The organism is Paenibacillus silvestris (assembly GCF_009882985.1).
Classification (GTDB): domain Bacteria; phylum Bacillota; class Bacilli; order Paenibacillales; family NBRC-103111; genus Paenibacillus_E; species Paenibacillus_E silvestris.
In genome coordinates this window covers 1-26,253 of record NZ_WTUZ01000020.1, presented here as the reverse complement: position 1 = coordinate 26,253, position 26,253 = coordinate 1, and the positions used below count along the sequence as shown (strand labels likewise).

Below are 26,253 nucleotides of genomic sequence, written 5' to 3'. Positions count from 1 at the left end.
GTATGATCTATGGATAAAGGATTTTATCATTTGTCAAAATCGCTTTGCAGGTGGTGGCTATATGGAATCGAAAGCTCACAGAATTTATCATCTTCGTCTAACTTATGAGAAGCTTCCCGTACCTGGCTGGAAGGATATTCGCAATACGATGGATGTTCATTCGCTTTACTGGATCATGAGCGGGGAGGGGGAATTTTCGCATTCACCTGACGAAGAGCCCATCCAAGTGAAGACAGGGACGCTGATCTATCTGAAACCCGGTTTTTCTCTGACGATGTCATCTTCCACCGATCAACCGCTCTACATCCGAATGCTTTTATTTGATGCTTTTGATGTGCCTTACGAGCATGCGATCTGGCAAAAGCCAGTGTATCTAGACACGCTTGACCTGCCTTTTATCAAACTGTATTCCCCGGAACAGGCCGTATGGATTCATGAACAGTTTAAGCAAATGTGGTCGATCCAAGGGACTGATCCGCATGAAAGACAAGCCGAGTTTCAATATGTGCTATCCAGATTGCTTCATTATATGAGAGACACGCACGCATCGACTGACCCGTATATGAAAGCTTATCAGCAAGCGAAGTTTTGGATGGAAACCTGCTACAACCGTCCTCTCAAGATGGAGGAGCTGGCGCGGAATTTTCATATTTCTGTGTCTCAATTACGGAAAATGTTTATGCAGCAAACCGGTATATCCCCCAAGGAGTACTTGAACCGAATTCGTAATGAGAAAGCCAAAACATTGCTGCTGCTAACGGAAGAGCCTATGAAAGCGATCGCGGTCGCTTGCGGTTTTGCTGATGAGTTTCATTTTGGTAAAATGTTTCGGGCATGGAATGAAGTTTCCCCAGCTCGATTCAGAGCTTTGCATAAATAGCTCGGTCAGGTTGCGCAAGCATTTTTATGGTAAAATGATGTTTAAAATAAGATTTGGTTTGGGAGAGGGGCTTTACCTATGAGTGCCGAAATTGAGAAAAAATTTTTATTGCCTGCATTTCCTGCAGCTGAGTTGGACAAGCAAGAAATTAAGCTAGTATCCAAGCAGTACATTTATCAAACGTATTTAGCTTTTTCGGAGGATCAGGAAATTCGGGTGCGTCAGCTGGTTGATAGCTCTGGCGAGTCGCATTTTACACATACGTTCAAATCCGGTCATGGAATGGTTCGGGAAGAAATTGAGTACAACATCTCTGAGACTGTCTATAAACAGTTGTTGGATCACACGGGGTTGATTCCGTTAGAGAAGATTCGTACTACGGTTGAACATGCGGGGCTTTACTTTGAAATTGACGAATACAAGCAAGTAGATTTAGCGGTGGTTGAGGTCGAGTTTCCGAGCATCGAAGCGGCTGAGCAATTTGTAGCTCCTGCATGGTTCGGACGTGAGCTGGGCTCTGAGGACGAATTCCGTAACAAGTCCATGTGGGTTGCCTTGCAAAAGAAGTCTGCCATGGGGGATTAAAGAAGAACACTTGAAGGAGGGACATCTCATTTTGGACATAAGACGACTAGGGGAGCAGGACGTCCCACAGGTGCAAGAACTGCTCGTGGGTGTGGTTTCACGGCTGCCGTCCAGCGCTCTATATTCCATGGATCGTTTGGAAGCACTGTACGAATATGTTGAGCAAAAAGGTGAGATGTATGGCGCTTATCTGGGAGATACACTCGTTGCTTATACGGTGATCGCGTTCCCTGGGTTAAGCGCCAGTAATCTCGGACGTGAGTTTGGCGTACCAGAGGCAGAGCTGCCTAGAGTTGCTTCCCTGGAAGGCACCATCGTCCATGAATCAGCGAGAGGACAAGGACTGCAGCGGCGTTTCCACGCCTTCAGAGAACAGCGCGCACGGGAGAAGGATATGCTATATCTCTATGCAACTGTTCACCCAGACAACGTAGTAAGCCGCCAAAATCTAGAATCAGCTGGATTAACGCTGCAATTCTCCCGCCCGATGTACGGTGGTCTGCCGAGGCACTGTTATGCTAAGAAGCTATTTTGAAAGAGCAAGCTCTCTGACTTTTTTCCATTCATCTAATTGCTTTTCCAAATGCTCGACCAGTGTACTGACATCGCTCAGAAACTTGTCTTTGTCGCTGTCGTCGAGCTTGGAAGCCTCGCTCTGCAAATCGCTCGTACTTGGAGCTTGTACAACGGAGAGAAGCTGCTGCAGCTTAATTTGAATAGGGGCCATTGCCATTGTCGTTATTGTCGCCGTCTCATCTTGTTGAGATGGGCTGCTTGGCAAGGATAGCCCGTTGTGCTCCGCCAGAGGCGTATCGATTGCCGTGCTGGCTTTTTCTGCTTTCTGCACTTTAGTTGGAGCCTTGGCAGGAGCAGGTTTAGCCCGTTCTGCGCGGTTGTTTTGAAAAACAGACCACGTTTCGACCAATTCGTTCCCCGATTTGTACAAGAGCTTCCCTTTGGTGCTCTCCGAAATCTCTTTATCCTTGAACATTTTGGCGATTTTTTTCACGTCGCTTACCGGCATTTCGTCTCTGGCAATAATCAAGGCAAGTGGATCACGATGCTCGATGGCCAAATCCTTAATTGGCAGCAGTTGATCTTCTGTCAGCTTGTCCTTGCGAATTTCTGTGCCGCTAACGATCAGCTTTTTGACACTGTTGCCGAATTTTAATAGATCACATTTATTTTTGATGTAAGATTCAGGTTTACCTAGTTTACTGGAGAGGTATTTAATAGAAGAGCTGAATTTCGCATCGTTCATCAGCTTATGAAAAGCCTCGGCTTCCTCAATCGGGGAAAAGCCTTCCCGCGTCAAGTTCTCCGCAATTTGCTCCAAATAGATTTCCATCTCATCTGTCACAGTAGACACAATACAGGACATGGTTGGCTTTCCGAGCATTTTACTGGCTTTATACCTGCGGTTCCCATAAATGATTTTGTAGCGGTTGTTAGCTGTTGTTCTTACTTTAATCGGTGAAAGCAAACCAATTTCCTCAATACTTTTCATGAGTTCTTGAAGGGCTTCTTCATCGAACTGATATCTGGGCTGGTCCGTGTCTTCATCAATTAATGCGATAGGAATTTCAATAATGTCCATAACATATCTCCAATCGTTCAGGTTTCATCTAAATCTAAAGCTCGACATTGCGTTGTTTAAACTCCGTTGGGGTCAGCCCGGTAACAGCCTTGAAATTTCGGCAAAAATAATGAATGCTGGAATATCCTAATTTCATCGCAACGGCTTCAATCGTGGGTTCGTGCAGCAGGAGCAGCTGCGCTTGTTTCACTCTTTCCAGAACCAAATAGTGCTTCGGGGCATAGCCGGTTGCTTCGCGGAACAGCTCTGCGAAGTAAGTGGGATGGTAGCCGCATATAGCAGCAAGCTCAGGCGTCGACCAATTGCGGGACGCATCTTGCCGAATCGCCTCAATGGATGCTGCAATTTTGCTGTGCTCGGTTGCAGCGCGAAACCGTTTGTCCATTTGGTAGCGTATCAAGGACGTAAGGATTTGAATGAGATAACCGCGAGCAATCGAACCATAGCCAGGCTCCTGATGGACGAATTCCTTGGCAATTCGCGCGAACAGGCTTTCCAGCTGTGTAAACTCGTAGAAATGCCACATATCCACGTCTCCATGACCTTCCACATGAACGGTATAGGTTTTGGCAGGTCTTACTAGCTGATCTCTCGTATGTAAAATGATGGTCGGTTCTGGATGAATAGCTTCACTCGAGACGGAGTCCCAGCTGAAATGGATGCTGCCCAGCGTCGAGGGACCGCTTGATGAAATCGCCAAACGATGCGGCGTGTCTGAGCCATAGAACAGACAATTCCCCGGCAGTAAATTCAGGCATTTCCCTGCGAATTCGAAACTGGCAGATCCAGCAACCAGAAGGATGAGCTGGCAGTCAGGAATCGTCCGTGGTCCCCAAAAAGTACCGGCTGCAGCTTGAAAATAATTACTAAAGTTAACCGTAGGACGCAGATTTCCGAGTGTTCCGAGATGAGTCTTCATTGGACATCCCCCCACAAGGGTGTGACTTGCCTCTATTGTTTCACACTATCTGGGAAAAGTGCAAGACCTATTCCGGCTCCAAGTTATTTGATATATCCTGATTTTGGAAGTAGCGCCATTCGAATAAAAAGATTGATCTAGTGGTTCGCAGATGAAATAATAGAGAGGAATGATGTCGAATTATGACGCAAAAAGTTTCGGGTTGACGGGAGTAAAGTTGCATGAAAACAATGCAGTACACAATAATAGCTCTAGTTTTCATCCTATTGGTCTCTTCCTCTGAGTTTGTTTTCAGTAAGTATAAAGACTCCTTATTTAATGAACTTAGAATGACCGAACAGTCGCAATTATCCTCGAGGGCATTGGTATTGCAATCCGTGATTGACCGCAATTTTAACTTAATGGTCAGTTTAGAGGCCTATGTCAGTTCTAATTATTTGGAAAACAAAGATAACCAAGAGGTTTTGAATTACATTGCCTCTCTGTATCTTGGAGCACAGGCTTCAACACTTAATTTAATTATCGCGCCCAAAGGAATTGTGAAAGACGTGTTCCCACTTAAGGGCAATGAAAGCATACTGAATTGGGATTTGTTGAACGACCCTAGGATGAATGTACAACAGCAAATTTTACATGCGCTTCAAACGAAGAAAATGACCATGGATGGTCCGTATAAGCTGCTGCAGGGGATGAACGGTTTAGTAGCACGCAAAGCGATTTACCAAGACGGGGAATTCTGGGGATTCGTATCCGTTGGAGTTGATGTGGATCAATTGCTTGCTGAAGCGGGCATGAAGAATGGGGATCCAAGAAATGCTAGACTCGCCATCCGCAACCCAGGTCAACCTGCCTTTTTTGGCGATGACTCGGTTTTCCAAGCAAAGCACACGAAGGCCGTCATAGAGCTTGCGGATAATAGTTGGGAGCTTGGGGCGCTTCCTCCAAGCAGTGCGGCGCAGAGCATCAATCAGCAGATTTTAGTGACGCGAGCCTCATTCATTACGATATTGGTCCTTGGTTTGCTCTTCTTTCTTTATATGGTTAGGCAGCGGGACACGTTAAGCAAGTCTGTTCATGAGCGTACGCAAGAGCTGCAGCTCGCCAATGAACATTTGACGGCGGTGAATGAGGAACTGGTAGCTGGACAGCAGGAACTGCAGGATTCGACCAAAAGGCTGCAGGAATCCGAACACATGCTGTCTTATCTGGCCTACCATGATGTGCTGACAGGGATTCATAATCGCGCCTATTTTCAAATGGTTTTGAAGGAGCAGATCGTCTACAACGAAATCAATCATACTTCGCTGGCGGTGCTGTTTTTTGACTTGGATAATTTTAAAATGGTCAATGATTCGCATGGTCATCATATGGGTGATCTGATGCTGCGTGAGGTTGTAAACCGGATTCAGCAATCCGAGCTCCACTGTCACACATTCGCCAGATTCGGCGGGGATGAGTTTGCGATTCTGCTCGAAGATTGTCCGGATGAACAGGACGTACAGCGCTTTTGCGAGCAGTTAATTGAGATCATGAAGCCGCCGTGCCTGATTGCGGGTCGTGCTTTTTTCATCAATGCAAGCATAGGGATTGTACAATATCCTTACGGCGGATTGACATGGGAATCACTGCTTAAGAATGCGGATATCGCGATGTATATGGCCAAAAAAGAGACCGGCAGCTCCTACAGCTTCTTCGATAAGCAAATGGCGATGAATTCCGTATCCAAGCTCGAAATGGAGAACCACCTTCGTCAATCCATTGAACGGAACGAACTCGAGATTGTTTATCAACCTCAGGTTGATTGTCTATTGGGTAAAGTCATAGGTGTTGAAGCCTTGCTGCGCTGGAATCATACGTTGAAGGGATACATTTCCCCTTCAGAATTTATTCCGATTGCTGAAGAAATGGGATTCATCGTCGCCATCGGTGAGTGGGTGATGCGGGGAGCATGTCTGCAGATGAAGTCTTGGCATGACAGATTGGAAGAACCGTTAACGATATCTGTTAACCTCTCCGTTAAGCAGTTAAACGATGATCGGTTTGTCGATAAAGTGATTCAAATTTTGGACGAAACAGGCCTCGAGGCGAAGTATCTGGAAATTGAAATCACAGAAAATGTCGCGATGCGGGATGACCAGCTGGAGGCGCTCGGCCGTTTGCGTAAGTTAGGAATTGCGATTTCCGTTGACGATTTCGGCACGCATTATTCTTCACTCAGCTATTTAAAAAGGTTTCCCGTTACCAAAATTAAGCTGGACCAATCGTTTGTCCGCGGCGTACAAACCGATGACAAGGATCGGGCTATGATCAAAGCGATCATTTCAGTGGCCAAATCTTTTCAACTGCAAATCATTGCTGAAGGCGTTGAGACAGAAGAACAAGCTCGCTTCCTGGTTGCCAATGGTTGCAGTCAAATTCAAGGCTACTACTTCTTCCGACCCATGCCGGCTGATCAGACGCAAGCCATATTACAAGAGTGTTTGCAACCCAAGCTTGGTTTTATGAAAGAAACTTAAACGAAAGAGGCTGCCCCTGAGTAGAACAATCTACTTTTGGGACAGCCTTTTTTTATAGAGGGACAACTTGTTTTTGTTTATTTTTGAAGTAAACCCAATGTTTGAAGCCAATCTCTTTCAGCGTTTTGCTCACATCTTCCCAGTCATCGCCAACGCGGCTTGGGATATGCGCATCAGAGCCGAACGTTACCTCAACGCCATAGTGAAGGGCTTGTTCTAACATCGCGTGCGAAGGGTACCAGCCTCCGACATCTTTGGTCTTACCTGATGTATTGATTTCGATGGCTACACCAGACTCACCAATGACTTTCAAAGTTTCGTTGACTGCTGGTGTCGGGATGTCAGAGAAAGCTGGATAAAAGCCTTTCATAGCATCAATATGTCCAAGGATGTTGAACATGCCGGAGCGAGCCGATTCTGCAATAAGACGATAGTACTCTTCTTTATGCTCGATTTTCTGCATATCATTCAAATTTTTCCACCTGTTGCGATTGAAAATACTGACACCGCCGGATAAGTGCACGGAACCAATAATGTAGTCGAACGGATATTTGGCGTACTCCTGACGGTAGACATCAACATGCTCAGGGAAATAGTCGGATTCTACGCCTAACAGTACATCAATTTTACCTTCGTATTCTTTTTTAAGCTGAAGCACTTCCTCGATGTATCGGGGAAATTCGCTTTTGGCCATGGCGATTAAAGGTTGTGCGTGATCTTCCGGACTTCCGAAGTAGGGAGAGTGGTCTGAGATTCCAATCGCCTGTAGACCGCCGGCAATGGCGGCTTCGATATAGTCGCGAATTTTATCCTGGGCGTGCCCGCACCGATCGTGATGGGTATGTAGGTCGAATTTCATACGAGAATACCTCCTAAGCCTGTTAGTTTATTCTGAGCCGAGAAATTGGGTTTCCGGCATACCTTTTAAATCTCGAAGGAACTGCTGCATAGCAGAATTTAAGTAACGTCCCGACTTATATACTACACCTACAGGATGGGTAATATCCAACTCATTTACTTTCACTATTTTCAAAGTGCCGTGCCGCAGCTCATCCGCTACAGACAGCTTGGAAATAATGGCGACGCCAAGATTCAACTCGACCATGCGCTTCACTTCTTCACTGCTGGATAGCTCCATGACAATATGCGGCGAGACATCATAGTTTTTGAAAACTTGATCGACGAATCGTCTCCCAGCGGTTTCTGGAGAGAGCATAATGAATGAAATATTGCGCAGCTTTTCAATGGACAAGTGGGCGAATCGGCTGAGCGGGTGCTGCGTCGATACAACGAGCTCGAAATTGTCGTAATACAGCACGGAAGTTTCTAAGGCTTGATTTTTCTCAAATAAATACGTAATCCCGATATCGATTTGACTATTCTCAACAGAGGTCATAATTTGCGAAGATGTCATGGAGTGAATAGTCGTTTTGATCAAAGGGAATTGGTCTTGGAAATAAGAAAGCACCCGCGGTAAAATTTGCATGGCAATTGAGGTCGTCGTGCCGATGTGGATATGGCCTTGAGGTGTTTGGTGTAAATCTGACAAGCGCTGCTTGAGGTCACTGGCGATCCGCAGCATTTTCTCAGCATGCTCCAGGAATAGCTTACCGCTGTCTGTTAACGTGACAGGCTGGTTGCGATCGATGAGAATCGTGCCGAATTCGTCTTCTAGGCTCTTAATTTGCGCGGAAACGGCAGGTTGGGTCAAGTTGAGAATTTCGCCAGCTTTACGGAAGCTCATCGTCTTGGAAATCGTGAGCAACGTTTCCAACTGGTTCATATTCATAGGATTACCTCCTGCTATTCAAATTGTATTTACAAATAAAATTTATCGAAATTGTAAAGGGCATAAAAACCTTTTCTAACCTTATTATATGATAGGAAGGAGGGGGTCGGCAATGTTTCCCGGAAAACACGGACAACAACCTGTCGAATTTTATTGCCATATACTCAAATTTGATTATAATAATTATTATATATTAAATTGAATGATAAAAGGAGATTCATTTCATGTCGTTAACACGTAAGTCTAACCCCACCTGGACAGTTGTCGGGTTGATGTTAGGACTGTTGCTGGCTTCACTGGATCAGACGATCGTCTCTACAGCGATGCCAACCATTGTGTCCAAACTAGGGGGATTCAACCAGTTCGTCTGGGTTTTCTCAGCCTATTTGATTGCTAACGTCGCAGCCATGCCTATTTTCGGTAAGCTCTCGGATATGTACGGTCGTAAGTTATTTTTCATCATAGGGATCATCGTCTTCATGATCGGATCTGCCCTATGCGGAACAGCCACATCGATGACTCAGCTGATCGTGTATCGCGCGATCCAAGGTATCGGGGGCGGTGCCTTGATGCCCATTACATTTGCCATTATTTTTGACATCTTTCCTCCTGAGAAGCGGGGTAAAATGCAAGGGCTTTTCGGAGCCGTATTTGGCCTATCGAGCGTACTCGGTCCAATCATTGGCGCTTATTTCACGGATCATGTAACGTGGGAATGGATTTTCTTCATTAATCTGCCGCTTGGGGTAGTCGCGTTATTACTCATTATTTTTTCCTATCATGATTCTGTGGAACACAGTAAGGCCAAAATCGACTGGAGCGGAACAATTTTACTGACAGCAGCGATTGTGTCCCTGATGTTTGCGCTTGAGCTAGGTGGCAAAGAATATGCATGGGCTTCCTGGCAAATTATTAGTCTTTTCGCAGGATTTGCTGTTCTCTTAGCCGTCTTCCTGACGGTTGAAAAATACGCAGCTGAACCGATCGTTCCACTCGACTTGTTCAAGAATCGCCTTTTCACGGCAAGCATGGGTGTCAGTTTCGCTTACGGTGCTGTTCTGATTTCAGCAGGTACTTACATTCCTTTATTTATTCAAGGTGTATTTGAAGGCTCTGCTACAAGTGCGGGTTCTACGCTCACGCCGATGATGCTGGGTGTTGTAGTCAGCTCTGCGTTAGGCGGACGTTTCATCGGTAAATTCTCTTACCGCAATGTCATGTTGGTGTCCGCAGCACTATTGATTGTGGCTACATCGCTCATGGGTGGTATTTCCATCGATTCCAAGCGCTGGGTCATCACGACTTTTATGATTCTTATGGGACTTGGTATCGGAGCTTGCTTCCCGATTACTTCTATGTCCGCTTTGCATAAAGTAGACTTCCGACGCAGAGGTACGGTAACTTCGCTTGTTGGCTTCTTCCGTTCCGTAGGTTCGGCTATCGGAGTTGCGGTATTCGGTAGTATTCAGGTAAACTCACTTAGAGATAACATTACAGAATCCCTACAAGATCCGGCGATGGCTGAAAAGTTTCATGATGCGCGCATCTTGCTGCAGCCTCAGGTTCGTGCGAATATTCCTGTTGATGTGCTGCATAAGCTGCTGACTGCACTTGCTGATTCGATTGCTGTTGTTTTTCAAACAACGATTGTTTTAGCCGTCATTGGACTCGCGTTCATCTTGCTTATGGGCAATGCGAAGCTAGAAGTAGGGAAAGCTCCTGTCAAAGGGAGTGCACCTGTAGGACACTAGGAGGATAACCGCTATGTCGATGAAGCTCGTCATACTCGGTTTGTTGATGGAAGCTAATCGGCATACTTATGAGATTCGGCAAACAATGAAAGAAAGAGGCATGCATAATTATATGAAGCTGCAAGACGGCTCGCTTTATTATGCCATGGATCAACTGCGCAAAGACGGTCACGTGGAAGCACTTGAAGTCGTGCGTGATACGAACCGTCCGGAGAAAACTGTCTTTCAAATTACGGAGGCTGGGAAGCTTAAATTCCAAGAACTGCTGATCGAGCAGTTTCATGAAGAAATCAAGCACTATCACCCGCTCTACGTCGCTCTGCCATTTTCCGTACATGGTGATCAGTCCAAAATAGCCGATACTTTAGAGAATAAAATATTGGCCCAGAAAATGATCATGAACAAAATGAAAAGCCTGTATGAAGAGCATCTCAACGTAGTTCCTCGAGTTGTTTTACAGATGTTGGTTGGCACATATAAACGTTCATTCAGTGAATTGAAATGGCTGGAGCAGCTGCAAAAGGATGCCCGAGAGGGCCGCTTGCAGGAGAAGGGCTCTCCTCCTGATGTGGACTGGGAGCATTTAGATTGATTGTGTGAGGAAGAAACCGCAAACTTGAAACCACCAACCCACACGCAGTGTGGGTCGGCGGTTTTTTTTGTTTCCAGCATTCCTGCACGGCTGCAAAGGGAACTATGGTACGCTATTTCGCAGGAAAGGCACATATTCCACATGCAAGGGGAACTACAGTCCGTTATTTTGCGGGAATCACCTGAAAATCGGGTATGGAAGCCGAATAAAGCCCTGTAGTTCCGCTACCTAGAGGAAATAGCCGGTTTTCATGCAAATAGAGGCCTGTAGTTCCCAAAAATAAAACCCTAGCGGCATTCCCGCTAGGGTTATTGAAATTTGTTAGAGGCAGGTAGATGAAAGTTGGATGGATGGTGAGTAGCGTGAGTGGATGGTGGGAAAGATGAGCTTTCAATCATAGCGGCTTACAACCCGCCAAGCTCAGTAAACTGCGCGATGAAATGTGCCAAATCATCGCAGACCAGCTCCGGCGTCACGCCCGCCGACGCCAGCTGCTCGTGCACGTTATCCGCCGTTGCGACGCCGGTCAGCACGAGCGCCGTGCGACACCCCGACACCACGCCTCCGCGGATGTCGGTATGCACGTTATCGCCGATGACCCAGACATCGGCGGCAGGTAGACCAAGCCGCTCTATGGCGTAAGCCATGATGATCGGCGAAGGCTTCCCGATCACCACCGGCTCCACGCCGGAGGCGGCGGTGATCGAAGCAGCCAGGGAGCCAGCCCCTGGCAGAAGCCCTCCATCCGACGGCAGCATGCGGTCGGGATTGGTTAACACATAGGTCGCGCCAGCCTTCAGGTGGCGGACCGCTTCGGTCAGCTTCGCATAGGTGAAGCTGCGATCAATGCCTTGGACGACGTAATCTGGAGGCGTCGTCCCTTCAACAGCGAAGCCGGATGCCTCAAGGGCGATCCGCAGTCCGGCTTCGCCGACCATATGCACGCGGTTGCCCACGCGCTGCTCGGTCAAGTACTTGGCGGCGGCCTGCGAGGAGGTATAGACCGCCGTCGCCGGCACTTCAATGCCGAGCTCTAAGAGATGCTCGGCAACCTGCTCAGGTGTACGGGACGAATTGTTCGTCACCAATAAATAAGGCAATTCGTGCTGCTGCAGCCACTGAATGAAAGCAGCTGCATATGGAATCGGTTCATGGCCCCGATATAGCGTACCATCCAGATCTATGAGAAAACCGTTCATGTTGCAGTAACTCCTTCGGTGATTTTGACTTGTGTGGAGGGAAGTATAATTTCAACCGTCGTTCCTTCTTCCAGCTTACTTTGAATTTCCATCATACCGCCATGCGCCTCAATAATACGGTAACAGACCATAAGGCCAAGCCCAGTGCCTTTTTCCTTGGTACTATAGAAAGGTTCTCCCAGCTTAGGCAGCCGTTCTGGTGCAATACCGCACCCTTGATCAATGAAACGGATGGTAATGTTTCGCTTAACAGGGTCAGCTGCGACCTCGATACGCATTAATCCACCCTCTTCCATGGACTCCAGCGCATTTTTCAAGATATTAATGAAAACCTGTTTAATTTGCCGTTCGTCACATGTGACAGGGGGCAGACCCGGCTCAATATCGGCTTCGATTTGAATGTTATCGAGCAACGCTTGAGGCTGGAGAAGCTCGATCGTACTCATCACAATAGAGTCTACAGTTCGAATATCAAAATTGGTAGCTTGAGGCTTCGAGACGAACAGGAACTCATTGACGATAAACTCAATGCGCTGCAGCTCTTTTTGCATAATTTCTATGTAGTATTGTTCTTTGACACTTTTCGTTTTCATTAATAATTGAAGGAATCCCTTCAAGGCTGTCAATGGATTGCGGATTTCGTGCGCCACTCCAGCGGCTAGTTGTCCTACAGCGGAAAGTTTATCCGACTTGATAAGTAGCTCCTGGGTCTTTTTTAATGCGGTAATATCTTTAAATGTAATAACCGTACCTAGGATGTGCCCTTTCTCCTCTAGGATGGGGCTCGACATGAACTCGACAGGGAAAGCTGTGCCATCCTTTCTCCAGAACAAGTCCTCTTTCATAATGGGGGCATCCCGATTCAGAATCGTGTTCAGAATGGGACTTTCTTCGCGTGAAAAAGGAGTGCCATCGCTCTTCTCAGGCCGAATGAGATTATGTATTTGCCTGCCGAGCATTTCATCCACTTTCCAGCCAGTGATTGTTTCAGCAGCTTGATTCCAGAAGATCGTACGGCCGCTCATATCAATCCCATAAATGCCTTCTGAAACAGAGTTGAGGATGAGCTGATTTTGCTTATAGAGTTTGTCGATGACTTTCTTCTGTTCTTTAACCTCTGTAAGGTCCTTGAGAATGGCGTAAATGCCTACGACCTGATCATCGATTTTCGTCGGGACGAACGTTACATTAGAAGAGATCGGTATTCCGCTTTGATGAATAAAAGCAGCTTCGAAATTTTGCGGCATCCCAGCGGACGCCACTTGGAAGTGGTGCAAAGCTTTGAGCAAATCAGGCGGGCTGATCATTGGAATAAATGAAGTGGTGGAGTTCTCGCGTCCAAGACCGAGCAGGCTTTCAAGCCCGTGGTTGGCAGAAAGCACTTCACCGTCTAGGCTGAAAGAAATAATCGAGTCCGGATGGTTGTCGTATAGAGATTGGTACCGCTCTGCCGTTTCCAGAATAGCCGTTTCTCCTTTTTTGACTCTTCTGAGTACGTACCAAGCGAGTCCGACGATCGTGCCAAGAATGACGATATCGATTGTTAGCCGGATGGAATGGTGTTCGCTGACATAGGGAAGCTGATGAATAAGAAAGAAGTCCGCACCGATTAGCAGCAGAGCGATAATATGATAGACAAGTGTAAGTTGATATAACGTGCAATGTTTAATTGTCGTTTTCTGTTTCATCATGGTTGTCTTCCAGCTCTCCTTTAAAAGGACGAACACCCTGTAATCAGAACAGGATTCGACACATATTTATATATTCTTCCAGATAACCTGCTCTGTTTCCTGCTGATTAAGATCTTTACATGCAGTTTCGACAATTTTAGTATGAAGGCAGGAAGAGTGTCTGTATGTGAGTATAAGGAACTATTTTATGAAAAAATACAGTATACTTGTCCTAGTATTTTAGGTATAATGTTGAAAAAGGTCGTTTTTCGTGGAACTTATTCACAAATGAGATCGGAGCGGAGCTATGAAGGCGGAGTACATTAATCCTTTTTTGGAGTCGGCTAGAATTGTCATCGAGCAGGTTGCTAACATTCGTCCAACTACAGGGCAGCTCGGCGTCAAAGACGTCAAATTTGTGGAAAAGTATATTTGGATCCAGATCGGGATGACCGGACAAATGGAAGGCGATATTGTATTCGGCTTGGCTGAGGACGTCGCTTTGAAGATGGTATCCGCGATGATGGGCGGGTTTGTAATTACGGAAATGGACGAAATGGGCAAGAGCGCTATCTCTGAGCTTGGTAATATGATTAGCGGGAATGCAAGCACCATGTTGTTCAATCAAGGAGTAAGGGTAGATATCACGCCTCCGAAGCTTGTTCAATCAGCGACAGCTGCTGGTTTTGTACCGAAGAGGGCGCTAACCATTCCTTTGATTATGGAAAGCATTGGGGAACTGGACATTCAAGTGTTAATTACGTAATATGAATATTGGATTATAATGTTGTATACATAAGAAAGAAGAAATGGAGTACTGCGATAAGCGGTTCTCTTTTTTTTGTAACTTACTTACGGGAATGGGGAGAAATGACGTTGAACATTTCGAACAAAATCGTCTTGATTACAGGAGCGTCAAGCGGCATCGGCGCTGTTATGGCACAACAGTTTGCGGCGATGGGGGCGATTCCCATTTTGACAGCTCGCAGCACAGACAAGCTTGAGTCGATTGCGGCAGGCATTCAAGGCCAGCATGCTGTCTACCCACTTGATGTTACGAACACGCAGCAAGTAAATGACGTAGTAAGCCAGATTATAGCGAAATTCGGTCGTATTGACATTTTAATCAACAATGCAGGATACGGGATATTTGAGTCGTTTGCAGGGGCGCCGCTGGAACATTTTGAAGATATGATGAACGTGAACTACATGGGGGTTGTCCGCTGTACGCAGGCTGTATTGCCTCATATGTTGAAGGCGGGAAACGGTCATATCGTGAACATTGCCTCGATGGCAGGGAAGATCGGTTCAGCCAAATCTACGGGTTATTCGGCAACGAAACATGCTGTGCTCGGTTTCACGAACAGCTTGCGTCAGGAGCTGATGCGAACGGGGATTTCGGTTACGGCGATTAATCCTGGACCAATTTCCACGCCATTCTTCGATAAAGCAGATCCGAGCGGGAACTATGTTAAGAATGTCGCTTGGTTTATGCTCAAACCGGAGAAAGTTGTGAAAGAGCTGATCCATGCCATAGAGAAAAAAATACCAGAGAAGAACCTCCCTTTTGTAGCAGGCGTTGGCATTAAGCTGTTTCACTTATTTCCGCGGCTGTTCGATCGGTTAGCATCGGGGATTTTAAATAAAAAATAAAGCGGACCCCGGTCAATGGACTGGGAATCCGCTTTTTTCGTCGTGAGCGAAGTTACTTCGTGTCAGGCTTTTTGGCTTGCAGAGCTTGATTTAAATCACGAATCTCTTCGAAAATACGACGCACTTCTGCTTTGCTTTCGGGATGCGTTTGATTCCAATGAGAAGTAAGTGCCGGGAGCGATTTATGAACATGATTGAAAAATGCCCATACTTTTATTTTCTCAAGCATTTCAGGTGACGTATCTCCCGTAATGAGTTCTGCGGTTTTTAACACAAGAGCGTTGAATTCTTTCTCAAAATCTGTATTCATAGTTTCATCCCTTCGGATGGAAAATAGTAAGACACTTCTAGTTTATCTGATGATCTGACAGCTGTCAAAATAGGGGGACCCATGTCCATAGCACAATTACAGGATGGTCAATTAATAGACAGAGAGCAAATTCGGTGCTTTGTTAAGCATATTTCCTTATTTATTCTCACTTATGTAAGTCAGGGGTTGAAGGTGAAGGGGCTGCTAGCCGTTCCGGAAGGGACAAGTCCTCAGCCTGCTGTGATTTATTGTCGGGGTGGCATTAAGCGCGTCGGTATGGTTCGGAAAAGGCGAATTATATCAATGGCCAAGCGTGGTTATGTCGTCTTTGCTCCTTATTATAGAGGGAATGAAGGCGGTGAAGGGCGAGAGGATTTCGGCGGGGAAGACAGGTATGATTTATTTCACGCGATTCCTATGGTTCAGTCTTTAGAGGAAGTGCAGCCAGGACCTGTATCTTTAATCGGGTTTTCACGCGGAGCCGTAATGGTGATGCGCGCAGCAAGAGAGTGCAGTGGGGTAGGACCAGTTGTTGTTTGGAGCGGTGTGAGCGACATGCTCGACACGTATGAACAGCGCGTTGACCTGCGGCGGATGCTAAAGCGTGTTGTCGGACACCCGAAGAAAGAAATTGAAGCTTACGTGGATCGCTCGCCGGCGCATTGGGTTCACGAAATCGACACACCCATCTATATCATCCATGGGACTCTGGATTCGCAAGTAGATATCAGTCACGCCAAGAAATTGGCTGCTGCTTTGGAACAAGCAGGTAAATCTTACACAATGGCGCTGTTTACAGGATTAGAGCACCGCTTTCCTCGTAAGGAAGATGAGAAGGCACTTGATGACGTTTTTGCCTGGCTGCGCGAAAAAAACCAACATAAGCACTAAGTGGGTTTTATTACCATATTACTTTGTTTTTATTGTTGTTTACTCCCTAGCTTTGCCCTAAAATAAGGGTATGAAACAGATATGTTTTTACCTGGTTGGCTAGGGGGCGTTTATTTCGAAGTCGCTCAGACTGTTATTTAGCAGTGATTTTTACACTTTAGAGAAGAGCGTGCAGGAACAGATATATCATGAGTTCTATCTCCTCGTCTATCCGATGATTTATTTTATCCTTAGGGATCATGCGGCCGTGGAGGATATTATTCAAGAGTCTTTTCTTCGGGCTGTGCGGAAAGCGCCGCTGCTTCAGGATATTGATAAATATGAAAGCTGGGTCAAAAAGCTGACCCGAAATGTAACGCTGAATCACCTTCGCAAGCACAAGCGCAACAGAGATGAACTTGAAACGGAACTGATGCTCTGCATCAAGGAAACAGCACCCACCTCGGATTATTTGGGTTCCCTGGATCAAGAAGTTGAGCTGAAGCTCATGCGGGAAGCCATCATATCTTATATTAATCAACTCACGCCAGCTTACCGTCAAATAATTGCAATGAAATGGATACATAACTTATCTTACAAGGATATGGCGATTGAATTAGGGGTTACGGAGGGTGTTGTTCGGCAGCGGTTGTTCCGGGCGAGAGATGTCATCAAGCAGAAGTTGTTAGAAGAATGGGGAACGGGGAAATAAGAGTCCATGCGGACTCTTATTTCTGCTTATATAGAGGAGAATAGGCAGTCTATTGGTAGCTTTTTCAAAGTACTGATTTGTATCGATATACTGCGTGGCATATAATAAGATCATTAGGTAGAATGAGAAAAGGGGTTTACGTCCATTGAGTACAAGCTTTGAACAGCTGCAAATCGCACAAACATATTTAGATAAATTGAAAGAATTAGGTATTGGTGAGCCAACGCCGATTCAGGCCGAAGCCATTCCCGTCTTGAAACAAGGCAGTGATGCCATTATTCAGTCGCAGACAGGTACGGGCAAAACGTTAGCGTATTTGCTGCCGGCACTAGAACAAATTGATCCAACGCAGAAACAGCTGCAGGTTCTAGTTGTTGTTCCAACCAGGGAACTGGGTATGCAAATTATGCAGGAAATTGAAAAATTAACGGCTGACGGCCCTATCCGTTCGCAGTCTTTGATTGGCGGAGCGGCTGTGGTCAGACAAGTCGAGAAGCTTCGACTGCACCCTCATATTGTTGTAGGAACCCCAGGGCGCTTGCTTGAGCTTATGAAAATTAAGAAACTGACTTTGCATCATGTGAAAGTCGGAGTCATTGATGAAGTGGATCAAGTCTTCGAACTTGGTTCTATGCAAGATGTGGAGTCTGTTCTAAAAGGAATGCTGAAGTCCAGTCAGAAGGTGTTCGTATCTGCGACAATTCCACAAAGCACGGAACAAGCGGCTGGTAGATGGTTGAAGGAGCCTGTCATTATCAAAATCAACGCGAGCCAGCGCACGGCAGAAACGCTGGAGCACATGTATGTACTTTGCCAAGAGCGCGAAAAGGTGGATACGCTTCGGAGACTGGTGCGTTTAATTAAACCGAAGTCTGCAATTGTATTTATCAATGTCACAGATGATATCGCTCAAGTCGTAGCTAAGCTGCAGTATGTGGGATTATCCATTGAGGCTTTGTACGGAGAAGCTAGTAAACAAGATAGGGCTAAAGTCATGGGGAGTTTCCGGGAAGGGAAATTCCAACTGCTGCTCGCAACCGATGTGGCAGCGAGAGGGCTTGATATCGAAGGCGTAACGCATGTGTTCCACTTGGATCCTGCCACTAACGCGGAGTACTATCTCCACCGCGTAGGTAGGACAGGTCGGATGGGCCGCGAGGGCACGACCATTTCTATCGTGACACCGAAGGAGCAGTTCATTCTCGAAAAATTCGAGAAGCAGCTCGGTATCACGATCGAGCCGAAGGCGATGTACGAGGGCCGACTCGTCGATCCGGCCCAAGATCGCAGTGCGGCTACCATGCGCAGCCGCCGTGAAGCTGCTCGCCCGCGGGACGCAGCACCTGTGCGCAGCGGCTCCGCCGGCTCGCACTATGCTGCCGCGCCTGCGGGCGCGGTTCGCACTAGCGCGCCGGCGACGGACGCGCGCGAATCCAGCGCTGGCCCGGCGAAGCCGGCAGCGCCGAAGCACACGGCCGCCGGGGGCAAGGCCGTGAGTAAAGCCCAACGCGAGCGAGATCGCAAGAGCAAGGGCGCTCCTCGCTGGCTGAAAGAAAAGCAGCAGAACAAAGAGTAGCCGTAATTTGCAGCTGCAACTGTACGGCTTGCTGAATCTATCTTCTGCGAGGTGTTGAGACGTGCTGAAAAAAAGTTTTATTTCTCTCATCGTGCTTATCGTTATCCTTGCGGCCGCCATGGTGATGTTCATCCGGCACATCCAACCTACCGAGGTTCTAGACCTGAATTATCAAGAAATTTCAATTGCCAGTAAAATCGCGGACATTGTTAAGACACGGAAGCTTGAGGTTCAGATTACAGAGCAAGATTTGAATAATCTTGTGAAAAAGCAGCTATCCGCTCATCCAAATCTGCCTAACGGTGTTCGAATCGAAGGGGCAAAGCTTACATTACAGGGAAGTAACCTCGTGGCTGATGTCAATATTAGGTGGCAGGACAAGGTGCCAGTCGGTGCCCAGCTGTTTTTTAGCCTAGCATGGGATCCGCCGAATGTGGTCATTCAGCATCAAAATACGAGGGTCAGAGGCATACAAGTCCCAAAAGAATGGCTTCAGTTGGCTCCGATCGAGCTCTCGATTGAGGATCACTTACCGCTTCTTGTAGGCGTGAAGGATGTACGGTTCGAAGAGAAAGCCGTCCTCATTCAGTTGAAGGCACTGCGATAATAGTAGAATATTGGAGTGTTTTAATATCTCTCTAAAAAGGAAATGAGCCCTAGAAGTGATTCTAGAGGCTCATTTTTGTATCTCGTTGTACGATTCACTGTACAGCCAACTTTCAGCACAGTTACCCGATTCTGCGAGGATGATTTACTAAGGCGCCACTGAAATTCCAGTTAGTTGGGCAAAATCGGCATAATTAAAGGAAAATAGCAGGAGAAATCGGCGTCCCATATAAGCAATCCACTCAGTGAGGATAGAATCAAGTTTCCCTTTTTAAGTCGATGCCTGAAGCTTCCACCTGCGGGAATAGAGTACAACTCCGAAAACCACACACATGCCAGCGAGCACAAACCAAATCGAAAAGCCAACTTGAAACTTATCCATCCCCCAACCTACACCGAGCGGTAAGACGGATCCACCCAAACCACCCGCTGCGATAAGCGTGCTTGTTGTTTGCTCCGTGCGACCTGGGAGTAATTGATTGGCATAAATAAGAGCGACAGCGAACATCCCTGACATGAAGAGGCCAAGCAGCAGAACAATTGCGAAGCTGCTCCATAACTGGGTGCTGAACAACCACAAAAAGACGGTTATCAAACTGCCGCCAAAAGCGACGGCCAAATAGCGGAAATAAGTCATTTTTTCAGCAAGCACGCCGGCAAATAGACGTCCTGCCACCATGGCGATCCAATACGCTGTTACCGCCAAAGTGGATACAGAGCTAGTGGTATGCATTTGATCGATAAAAATTGAAGGCAGGAAATTAACGATTGTATTTTCCATCCCTACATAGAGGAAGAAAACAAGCATGAACAGGATAAGGAAGGTTAAGGAACTCCTTGTCAGAGCTGGAGGCTTAATCTCCTGCTGCGTTCTGTCGGCTTTATGGGCTAACAATTCGTCATGCTCACCTAAGGAAAGCTTCGACCAGATGAGGCCAGTTACAAGGGCGCTTAATCCGAGCAGCATAAATCCATATTTCCATAACCCATTGACGATCAGAATACTGGAAATAATCGGCATAAACAATGCGCCAAGTCCGAAGAAAACTTCAAGTGTGCTGAAGGCTGAGGCTTGTTTATCTTTGGCAGCCATTAACACGAAGGTTGAAATGCTCGCTTCTACGAGTCCGAAAGCCATACCGGCTATGAATGTGAGGCTGACGGCTAGAATCCAAGGAGGCAGCATGACAATTGTAATCATGGCCAAGAAAAGCAATCCGAAAGCCATGGTGATGGTGCTTCGCCGGCTAAAGCGGCGACTGAACGCGGGCATGCTGAGCACGCCAAGTAAGAATCCGCCGAATTCAAGGAACACCAGCATTCCGCCATCACTGTAGCTGCGTCCATAATGGGCAAGTAATTCGGGTAATACAGCCCCAAAAATAACATGGGTGCAGCCTGTTAATAAATAGGACAGGCACCCCATAATCAACAATCTTCTCATAGAATGGTGCTTCCTTTTTGTTCGCTCATATATTTTTCGTTATACGCAAATACATGCTCAACGGCTTCAGCAACAGACTCAACATGATAGTTTGCTTGTTGTTTGACCTCTGGATGAGCGCCTTTCATTGCATAACTATGCGGCGTGATTCCGAACATGGATACATCATTGAAGGAGTCACCGATACAGGCAATTTCCTCAGGTTTTAGACCCAATTGCGCTATGAGGGCAAGAAGTGAGTTGCCTTTAGAAACTTGCCGCGGCATAATGTCCAAGCAATCTTTGTCGGAGATGAACAGTTCGACTTGATCGCCCAGTTTTTCCTCCATTAATGCCTTAAGTGTAAGCAGAATATGAATATCCCCGAATGTAGAAATTTTACAAATAGGAAGATCCGCTTTCAACGACTGCTGAATGTCCTCTTTGAGAATAAAAGGACGGAATGTCCGGGACTGAACATCGTCAGAAGCGGGGGTCAAATGTGTAATGTAATTGGCTTCACCTGAACAAACAATCTTTACGACGTCAAAATCTTGCAGCAATTGATACGCTTGATAAGCTAATTCAGGTTCAAAAAGCTGGGATTTTAGGAAGGAGCCATCCTCCAAATGGATGAATGCGCCGTTTTGCGATACGGAGTATGCTCGATGACCGATTTCCTCTAGAACTTGTTGCATCTCCACATTCATTCTTCCTGATGCAAGGCAGAGCAGAATGTCGGCTTCTTTTACCTTTTTCAAAGCAGCCTGTTCTCGTGGGCTAACTTTCTTGCTGTGATCGAGCAAAGTGCCATCCAAATCACTTACGATAAGCTTAATCATCTAAGTCATCTCCTTCTGCCAATACGATTTCAACTTCACTTGCCAGTAATTTCTCCTTCATTTCCGGGCTTAAAGCTTGGTCAGTGACGAGGATATCGATGCTTTCAAAACCGACCACACGATGGAATAGCCGCTTGCCGAACTTAGAGTGATCCGCCAAAACGATGACTTGGTCAGCATGCTGGATCATCGCTCGAACTAAATAACTGTCCTCTTCATTAGGGGCTGACAGCCCTTCCTCTGTAATTCCGCAGGTCCCGATCAGGAGCTTATCGACGTGGTAATCATTTAACATCTCGATGGCTTTCGCGCCGTATACGCTATGGTGTTTACTATCCAACACGCCGCCAAGAATATGGATCGTTGTTTCGTCTTTACGGGTTAAAATAGCAGCAATTTCTATAGAGCTTGTAACCACAACATTATGTTTGGAGGATAGGGCGGTTGCAGCGTGTAGAACTGTTGTGGAGGCATCCATCATGATATAGTCGCCGTCCTGAATGAGCCCGGCAGCTGTTTTGCCAATGGTTAGCTTGGAGGATGATTCTGCTTGGAGCCGTTGTTCATAATTGCCGACTTCCTTGTACAGTGTGGGAAGGATGGCGCCGCCGCGTGTTCGCACAATACGGCCTTGTTCTTCAAGCTTTACCATGTCACGCCTAGCGGTATCTCGTGAAACATCATACAGCTCACAGATTAAATCAACCGTAATGCGCTTATTTGATTTTAAGTATTCGATGATGGAGATAAGTCTTTCTTCTTGAAACAAAGCTTTTTCACTCCTCTCGTATAAGTGTTTGTAAGTGAACTTAAGTATATTGCTTATTATATGGCGGCAGATTCGTTTTTTCAACTACTTTTTAGATTAAATTTTCGTAAAAAAAACCCGTACAGTCGCTCGAAGAACGAATGCACGGGTTTGGTTATTTCACAGCTGTTTTTTTGCGTGTTTTCACGTAGCTAGGATAAGTAATTTCCCCTGTATCAAGCTTTCTAATCTCATCTTCGTTCCAACCGCTGATTTTGTTGGTGCCCGTTATCCCAGTTAGCTTGATTTGATAGTGAGCAGCTATGTACTGCTGCAACTTGGTCATTTCTTCGGGCATGATCTCTCTTAACTTTTGTTTGCCATGCAATTGACCCAAAATAATTCCGATGGATTCTGCAGCCAGACTTGTATTTGGTTGAATTCTTGTGCTGCCGTATGCAATTGCTGAGGAGCCAACATTTTTCCCAGCGGCAATGACATTGTCGTAATTTTTCAATAAAAAGCTGCGCAGCGGCATGCCGTATTTATCTGGACGTCCCATCTCAATGCCCCACTTGTTGGCGCTAGTGCCCTGTAGATCTAGTGGATAGCCGCCGATGCTGACATTATCCCAGAACATGGTGCCAGAAAGCAGGTCAGAAGGTTTTAAGACATAATCCATCTCGTAGTGATTATATTCCCTTACATAAGGGTAGGTTGGTAATTCCCCAAGTTCAGCATGCTCCCAGCCCGGTAAGGTTTTGCGGAAATGTCCCAGGATGGATGCCGTCTCTTTGTTGCCCAGCGTAACAGCCTCTTGGATGGATTCCGGTTTGGATGGGTCAACGGTATACACAAGAAGGGCGTTGATCAAAACTTCCCCGTCTCTTTGATTTACAGCATTCAAACCTCTTAGAAATACGCGGTCATTGGAAGGATGATAGGCTTTTGTCATACCGCTTAGCCCGATTGCATAGCTGTCGTTGACTGAACCGCCGCCAAATTGTTTAGATTTCTCTTCAGGTTTTAGTGCGTTGAAAGTTGTACTGAACTTCTTCCAATCGACATGCTTGAACTTCATCATCATACCGGCGCTCATGTATTCGATATCCTTTTGCCCGTAAAACTTCTCAAGTCCTGGCAATCTCTTGGCATCTAGCCGTGAGATGAGTGCGGCGTAATCACTATTTTCGACCCAGTAGCTGGCGGTGATCTTCTTTTTTTCATTCTTGTCCGTCGTGTAAACGATAGAAGCAACTTTGTGCATGCTGTCTGGCGTGTTGATTTGCTCAATTTCACTTAAAACAACGCCGGATTCGATAGGGATATCTTTAGCCAGTTTATCCATATAGGTTGAAAACTCGGAAAGCTTACGGATTTTAGCATTTCGGAAGCCGTCGAATAATTCTTTAGCCCGGCCCTGCACTAATAAATGACCTTGATCGTCGCGTGTTTCATCCAAAAACAACATTTGACTCTGAAGGATTTGGCCCCCAAAAGCTTTATGAGGATCCAATACTTTAACCTTCAAACCCTCGTCTGCTGCTGCCCTTGCTAGGTAAAGACCTTCCAGCTCGCTGCCAATCACAACAACGTCATACTGCTCTGATGGTAACGTATTTTTAATTTCTGCTGCCGGCGTCGCAGGTGCTTCACTAACAGGGGGAGGATCTTGATGCGTGTTAGTTGGCGCTGTTACAACAGCTGGTTCAACACTTGCTTGTTTAAGCCCGATTTTGCTATAGGAATAGACTGACAATGCAATTAGAACAACGGCTAGAGCAATAACGAGTTGAACTCTGGGATTACGTAAACGCATGCGTGCACTCCTTTAGCGGTAGTGTTTTATATCGTTTAGTTTAGCAGTTTCAGGGGGGATTTAATAGACTCGACAATGTGCTAGTTTTAAAGTTTTACAGCTCCACCCCCCAAAACATTTCCTCAAGGGCGAATCCTTGTATCATAACCAGGAACCCTTCGCGAAGGCTCCACATTATTTATACCAATCATATGAATAAGGGAGAGGGAACTTGAAATGAAAAAGAACCTAATGAAGAAAGCTGTAGCAACAGGACTTGTACTAACAATGGTAATGGGAGGCGCTTCTGCAGCGTTTGCCAAAGGAAATGACCATGATGATCGTGGTAAAGGAAACAACAACAATAATAACAATAGCTATAACAGCTCTTATAATATTGGTAAAAATGGAGTAAAAGGCAACATTCAAATTCGCATTAACTTTGATGATCTCAAAGGCGCTCAATGGGCGATGCGTTACATAGCTAGCTTGGCATCCAAACAAGTTTTTGAAGGATACGAAGATGGTACGTTCAAACCAGATAAATCCGTTTCCCGTATTGAAGCGATTACAGCAGCGGTGAGATTGATGGGATTGCGTGAGCAAGCCGAATCTGCCACAGAAATGGCTACCAAACTAAACTTCAAAGATGCGGACAAAATCCCTGCATGGGCAGTAGGATACGTGGCCGTAGCACTTGAAAACGATCTATTCACAGAAAACGATAGCTCCGTTGAACCTTCTAAAGAAGCAGATCGCCTATGGGCAACTACGCTGCTAGTGAAAGCTCTGAAACTAGAGTCCGAAGCTAAAGCGAAAATGAACACACAACTTACTTTTAAAGATGCTAAACAAATCCCTGCTGGATCCGTTGGATATGTTGCTGTAGCAATCGAAAAAGGTCTTGTTGATGGCTTTGAAGATAACACATTCAGACCAGGTCAAAACGTGACTCGTGCACAATTGGCAGCTCTATTGGATCGTACAGGCGAGCAAATGCCTGATGACCAAAACTCTTCTACTGGAACAGTGAACGCAGTTGTATATAACAATGTGCTTCCAGTAACGAAAGCAGGAGTTACAACTAACTATGTTCTTCACCCAGATGCTTTCATTTTGCGTAATGGTGTGAAAGTAGCTTCTTCTGCGCTTCAAGTAGGCGATGAAGTGAAAGTTCGTTCTTTCAATAATCAAGTTGTCTTCATCGAGGTTACTAAATTGGCGCAAGCTAACCAAAACTTGTCCGTTATTGGTACATTAAACGGAACAACCGTTGATTCACAAGGTAGAATTACTACGATTTCCATTACTCAAAACATCAATGGTGTTAACCAAACTACGGTTTATAACGTTGCAGCTAATGTCACTTTGACTGGTAACGTTGGTTCATTTACACAAGGCCGTCTTGTAGAACTTAAAGGTCAAAACCAAATTGTTTCTACTATTGATGTGAAATAAATAGAGAGTTATTAGAGAGATATAAAAAGGTTGAATATACACGACAGCTCCTTGCTTCTAACAGCGGGGAGCTGTTGTGCTTTTGTGCCGTATAAACTTCTTTTCTTGTGGGAAACTATTCTTTATCTTGAAAGGAGTGGCATGATTATGAACGAAACACTGATGGAGACATTCAAAAGGTATTACGCTGACTATAGAGTTGCAGCCAATGTGGAACAGAGCTTCACTGATGCGTACCAAGCCATCGCTTATCATGTTATTGAACAAACAGATCATTTAGCGCAGAGCGGCAACTTGGAAGGCATTCAGAATATGGTCCGAGAGTTTAAAGAAATTGGTTTATCCATTGCACCCAGTAATGATGCTCTCAAAGAGCGTTTCGAACAGGAATTAGTAGAAAATATGCTGAATCATGGCCATTCCTAAAAAAGTGTAGAATAGAGTTGCATTATTACGATCACCATGGTATATTGTTTTTCCGGCCAAAACGAGCTGAAAATTTTATCGAATCATGTAAAAATAAAGCTTGCATCTGACTGGTTGAATATGCTATATTGTAATTCCGGCCGCGAGAGTGGGACGGAATGAGAGAGAAATTGATCTTTGAAAACTGAACAACGAGTGAGTAAACACAGTCGAGTAATCGACTATAAAGAGATGAATAATCTCGCTAGCAAGTCAATGAGTACAATTAAGCTTTTCTACAATGGAGAGTTTGATCCTGGCTCAGGACGAACGCTGGCGGCGTGCCTAATACAT

The 26,253-nt window shown here is 45.9% G+C and carries 25 protein-coding genes; 14 read left to right on the top strand and 11 right to left on the bottom strand.

What is annotated here, in order from left to right:
- The first annotated feature begins 61 nt into the window (after positions 1-61).
- The 3 genes from GQF01_RS15470 (at position 62) to GQF01_RS15460 (ending at position 2,000) form a co-directional block, all read left to right on the top strand.
- Complete coding sequence (locus GQF01_RS15470; RefSeq protein WP_161407663.1) at positions 62-880, top strand: helix-turn-helix transcriptional regulator; 819 nt, start codon at positions 62-64, stop codon at positions 878-880.
- Positions 881-958: 78 nt separating this feature from the next.
- Positions 959-1,465 carry a CYTH domain-containing protein gene (locus tag GQF01_RS15465; protein ID WP_161407662.1) on the top strand — a complete coding sequence of 169 codons (507 nt, stop codon included), beginning with the start codon at positions 959-961 and terminating at the stop codon, positions 1,463-1,465.
- Positions 1,466-1,496: 31 nt separating this feature from the next.
- Positions 1,497-2,000, top strand: a complete 504-nt coding sequence (locus tag GQF01_RS15460) for a GNAT family N-acetyltransferase (RefSeq protein WP_235959758.1) — start codon at positions 1,497-1,499, stop codon at positions 1,998-2,000.
- Here the strand turns inward: GQF01_RS15460 and GQF01_RS15455 are convergent.
- A complete protein-coding gene (locus GQF01_RS15455; protein ID WP_161407661.1) occupies positions 1,992-3,062 on the bottom strand; it encodes a ParB/RepB/Spo0J family partition protein in 1,071 nt (356 codons plus the stop codon). The genes GQF01_RS15460 and GQF01_RS15455 overlap by 9 nt on opposite strands.
- Before the next feature lie 34 nt (positions 3,063-3,096).
- Positions 3,097-3,981, bottom strand: a complete 885-nt coding sequence (locus GQF01_RS15450) for a helix-turn-helix domain-containing protein (RefSeq protein WP_161407660.1) — start codon at positions 3,979-3,981, stop codon at positions 3,097-3,099.
- A gap of 221 nt (positions 3,982-4,202) precedes the next feature.
- Between GQF01_RS15450 and GQF01_RS15445 the strand changes: the two genes are divergently transcribed.
- Positions 4,203-6,497 (top strand): bifunctional diguanylate cyclase/phosphodiesterase, encoded by a 2,295-nt coding sequence (locus tag GQF01_RS15445; protein WP_161407659.1) that lies wholly within the window; start codon positions 4,203-4,205, stop codon positions 6,495-6,497.
- A 52-nt stretch (positions 6,498-6,549) separates the two neighbouring features.
- Here the strand turns inward: GQF01_RS15445 and GQF01_RS15440 are convergent, their stop codons facing one another.
- Together GQF01_RS15440 and GQF01_RS15435 are read right to left on the bottom strand one after the other, a co-directional pair.
- Positions 6,550-7,356: a histidinol-phosphatase gene (locus GQF01_RS15440; RefSeq protein WP_161407658.1), complete on the bottom strand. Its 807-nt coding sequence runs from the start codon at positions 7,354-7,356 to the stop codon at positions 6,550-6,552.
- 27 nt (positions 7,357-7,383) lie between these two features.
- A complete protein-coding gene (locus GQF01_RS15435) occupies positions 7,384-8,286 on the bottom strand; it encodes a LysR family transcriptional regulator (protein WP_145657963.1) in 903 nt (300 codons plus the stop codon).
- Between the two features lie 224 nt (positions 8,287-8,510).
- On the opposite strand from GQF01_RS15435, the gene GQF01_RS15430 reads away from it, so the two are divergent.
- Both GQF01_RS15430 and GQF01_RS15425 read left to right on the top strand, forming a co-directional pair.
- Positions 8,511-10,037 (top strand): MDR family MFS transporter, encoded by a 1,527-nt coding sequence (locus GQF01_RS15430; protein ID WP_161407657.1) that lies wholly within the window; start codon positions 8,511-8,513, stop codon positions 10,035-10,037.
- 13 nt (positions 10,038-10,050) lie between these two features.
- Entirely contained in the window at positions 10,051-10,629 is a 579-nt protein-coding gene (locus GQF01_RS15425) for a PadR family transcriptional regulator (protein WP_161407656.1), read from the top strand.
- Between the two features lie 404 nt (positions 10,630-11,033).
- Here the strand turns inward: GQF01_RS15425 and GQF01_RS15420 are convergent, their stop codons facing one another.
- A complete protein-coding gene (locus GQF01_RS15420) occupies positions 11,034-11,828 on the bottom strand; it encodes a TIGR01457 family HAD-type hydrolase (protein ID WP_161407655.1) in 795 nt (264 codons plus the stop codon).
- Positions 11,825-13,519: a PAS domain-containing sensor histidine kinase gene (locus GQF01_RS15415; protein ID WP_161407654.1), complete on the bottom strand. Its 1,695-nt coding sequence runs from the start codon at positions 13,517-13,519 to the stop codon at positions 11,825-11,827. Before GQF01_RS15415 ends, GQF01_RS15420 begins: the two co-directional genes overlap by 4 nt.
- Positions 13,520-13,805: 286 nt before the next feature.
- Here GQF01_RS15415 and GQF01_RS15410 point away from each other — a divergent pair, with 286 nt between their 5' ends.
- Positions 13,806-14,264, top strand: coding sequence for a chemotaxis protein CheX (locus tag GQF01_RS15410; protein ID WP_161407653.1), 459 nt, complete (start codon positions 13,806-13,808; stop codon positions 14,262-14,264).
- Positions 14,265-14,368: 104 nt separating this feature from the next.
- Positions 14,369-15,151 (top strand): SDR family NAD(P)-dependent oxidoreductase, encoded by a 783-nt coding sequence (locus GQF01_RS15405; RefSeq protein WP_161407652.1) that lies wholly within the window; start codon positions 14,369-14,371, stop codon positions 15,149-15,151.
- A 52-nt stretch (positions 15,152-15,203) separates the two neighbouring features.
- On the opposite strand, the gene GQF01_RS15400 is transcribed toward GQF01_RS15405, so the two are convergent.
- A complete protein-coding gene (locus GQF01_RS15400) occupies positions 15,204-15,461 on the bottom strand; it encodes a DUF2573 family protein (protein WP_161407651.1) in 258 nt (85 codons plus the stop codon).
- An 81-nt stretch (positions 15,462-15,542) separates the two neighbouring features.
- Here GQF01_RS15400 and GQF01_RS15395 point away from each other — a divergent pair, with 81 nt between their 5' ends.
- The 4 genes from GQF01_RS15395 to GQF01_RS15380 all read left to right on the top strand — a co-directional run bounded on the left by GQF01_RS15395 (position 15,543) and on the right by GQF01_RS15380 (position 19,226).
- A complete protein-coding gene (locus tag GQF01_RS15395) occupies positions 15,543-16,352 on the top strand; it encodes an alpha/beta hydrolase family protein (protein WP_161407650.1) in 810 nt (269 codons plus the stop codon).
- 169 nt (positions 16,353-16,521) lie between these two features.
- Positions 16,522-17,043, top strand: a complete 522-nt coding sequence (locus tag GQF01_RS15390) for an RNA polymerase sigma factor (protein WP_328803467.1) — start codon at positions 16,522-16,524, stop codon at positions 17,041-17,043.
- Between the two features lie 145 nt (positions 17,044-17,188).
- Positions 17,189-18,619, top strand: a complete 1,431-nt coding sequence (locus tag GQF01_RS15385; protein WP_161407649.1) for a DEAD/DEAH box helicase — start codon at positions 17,189-17,191, stop codon at positions 18,617-18,619.
- A 61-nt stretch (positions 18,620-18,680) separates the two neighbouring features.
- The gene (locus GQF01_RS15380; RefSeq protein WP_161407648.1) at positions 18,681-19,226 is read left to right on the top strand and encodes a hypothetical protein; all 546 of its coding nucleotides are present in this window, start codon (positions 18,681-18,683) and stop codon (positions 19,224-19,226) included.
- A 270-nt stretch (positions 19,227-19,496) separates the two neighbouring features.
- Here the strand turns inward: GQF01_RS15380 and GQF01_RS15375 are convergent, their stop codons facing one another.
- The 4 genes from GQF01_RS15375 to GQF01_RS15360 form a co-directional block, all read right to left on the bottom strand.
- Positions 19,497-20,669, bottom strand: coding sequence for an MFS transporter (locus tag GQF01_RS15375; protein WP_161407647.1), 1,173 nt, complete (start codon positions 20,667-20,669; stop codon positions 19,497-19,499).
- On the bottom strand, positions 20,666-21,490 hold the full coding sequence (locus tag GQF01_RS15370; RefSeq protein ID WP_161407646.1) for an HAD family hydrolase: 825 nt from the start codon (positions 21,488-21,490) through the stop codon (positions 20,666-20,668). The genes GQF01_RS15375 and GQF01_RS15370 overlap by 4 nt, the downstream gene beginning before the upstream one ends.
- Positions 21,483-22,259 carry a DeoR/GlpR family DNA-binding transcription regulator gene (locus GQF01_RS15365; RefSeq protein WP_161407645.1) on the bottom strand — a complete coding sequence of 259 codons (777 nt, stop codon included), beginning with the start codon at positions 22,257-22,259 and terminating at the stop codon, positions 21,483-21,485. Before GQF01_RS15365 ends, GQF01_RS15370 begins: the two co-directional genes overlap by 8 nt.
- Before the next feature lie 154 nt (positions 22,260-22,413).
- A complete protein-coding gene (locus GQF01_RS15360; protein ID WP_161407644.1) occupies positions 22,414-24,057 on the bottom strand; it encodes an FAD-dependent oxidoreductase in 1,644 nt (547 codons plus the stop codon).
- Between the two features lie 216 nt (positions 24,058-24,273).
- Between GQF01_RS15360 and GQF01_RS15355 the strand changes: the two genes are divergently transcribed.
- On the top strand, positions 24,274-25,494 hold the full coding sequence (locus GQF01_RS15355; RefSeq protein ID WP_161407643.1) for an S-layer homology domain-containing protein: 1,221 nt from the start codon (positions 24,274-24,276) through the stop codon (positions 25,492-25,494).
- 147 nt (positions 25,495-25,641) lie between these two features.
- The gene (locus tag GQF01_RS15350; RefSeq protein WP_161407642.1) at positions 25,642-25,920 is read left to right on the top strand and encodes a hypothetical protein; all 279 of its coding nucleotides are present in this window, start codon (positions 25,642-25,644) and stop codon (positions 25,918-25,920) included.
- Positions 25,921-26,253 lie beyond the last annotated feature (333 nt).

What these genes read in the sequence shown, in the direction of transcription:
- GQF01_RS15470 (WP_161407663.1), top strand. Translation starts at nt 62, where the DNA reads ATGGAATCGAAAGCTCACAGAATTTATCATCTTCGTCTAACTTATGAG.
- GQF01_RS15465 (WP_161407662.1), top strand. Translation starts at nt 959, where the DNA reads ATGAGTGCCGAAATTGAGAAAAAATTTTTATTGCCTGCATTTCCTGCA.
- GQF01_RS15455 (WP_161407661.1), bottom strand. Translation starts at nt 3,062, where the DNA reads ATGGACATTATTGAAATTCCTATCGCATTAATTGATGAAGACACGGAC.
- GQF01_RS15450 (WP_161407660.1), bottom strand. Translation starts at nt 3,981, where the DNA reads ATGAAGACTCATCTCGGAACACTCGGAAATCTGCGTCCTACGGTTAAC.
- GQF01_RS15445 (WP_161407659.1), top strand. Translation starts at nt 4,203, where the DNA reads ATGAAAACAATGCAGTACACAATAATAGCTCTAGTTTTCATCCTATTG.
- GQF01_RS15440 (WP_161407658.1), bottom strand. Translation starts at nt 7,356, where the DNA reads ATGAAATTCGACCTACATACCCATCACGATCGGTGCGGGCACGCCCAG.
- GQF01_RS15435 (WP_145657963.1), bottom strand. Translation starts at nt 8,286, where the DNA reads ATGAATATGAACCAGTTGGAAACGTTGCTCACGATTTCCAAGACGATG.
- GQF01_RS15430 (WP_161407657.1), top strand. Translation starts at nt 8,511, where the DNA reads ATGTCGTTAACACGTAAGTCTAACCCCACCTGGACAGTTGTCGGGTTG.
- GQF01_RS15425 (WP_161407656.1), top strand. Translation starts at nt 10,051, where the DNA reads ATGTCGATGAAGCTCGTCATACTCGGTTTGTTGATGGAAGCTAATCGG.
- GQF01_RS15420 (WP_161407655.1), bottom strand. Translation starts at nt 11,828, where the DNA reads ATGAACGGTTTTCTCATAGATCTGGATGGTACGCTATATCGGGGCCAT.
- GQF01_RS15415 (WP_161407654.1), bottom strand. Translation starts at nt 13,519, where the DNA reads ATGATGAAACAGAAAACGACAATTAAACATTGCACGTTATATCAACTT.
- GQF01_RS15410 (WP_161407653.1), top strand. Translation starts at nt 13,806, where the DNA reads ATGAAGGCGGAGTACATTAATCCTTTTTTGGAGTCGGCTAGAATTGTC.
- GQF01_RS15405 (WP_161407652.1), top strand. Translation starts at nt 14,369, where the DNA reads ATGACGTTGAACATTTCGAACAAAATCGTCTTGATTACAGGAGCGTCA.
- GQF01_RS15400 (WP_161407651.1), bottom strand. Translation starts at nt 15,461, where the DNA reads ATGAATACAGATTTTGAGAAAGAATTCAACGCTCTTGTGTTAAAAACC.
- GQF01_RS15395 (WP_161407650.1), top strand. Translation starts at nt 15,543, where the DNA reads ATGTCCATAGCACAATTACAGGATGGTCAATTAATAGACAGAGAGCAA.
- GQF01_RS15375 (WP_161407647.1), bottom strand. Translation starts at nt 20,669, where the DNA reads ATGAGAAGATTGTTGATTATGGGGTGCCTGTCCTATTTATTAACAGGC.
- GQF01_RS15370 (WP_161407646.1), bottom strand. Translation starts at nt 21,490, where the DNA reads ATGATTAAGCTTATCGTAAGTGATTTGGATGGCACTTTGCTCGATCAC.
- GQF01_RS15360 (WP_161407644.1), bottom strand. Translation starts at nt 24,057, where the DNA reads ATGCGTTTACGTAATCCCAGAGTTCAACTCGTTATTGCTCTAGCCGTT.
- GQF01_RS15355 (WP_161407643.1), top strand. Translation starts at nt 24,274, where the DNA reads ATGAAAAAGAACCTAATGAAGAAAGCTGTAGCAACAGGACTTGTACTA.
- GQF01_RS15350 (WP_161407642.1), top strand. Translation starts at nt 25,642, where the DNA reads ATGAACGAAACACTGATGGAGACATTCAAAAGGTATTACGCTGACTAT.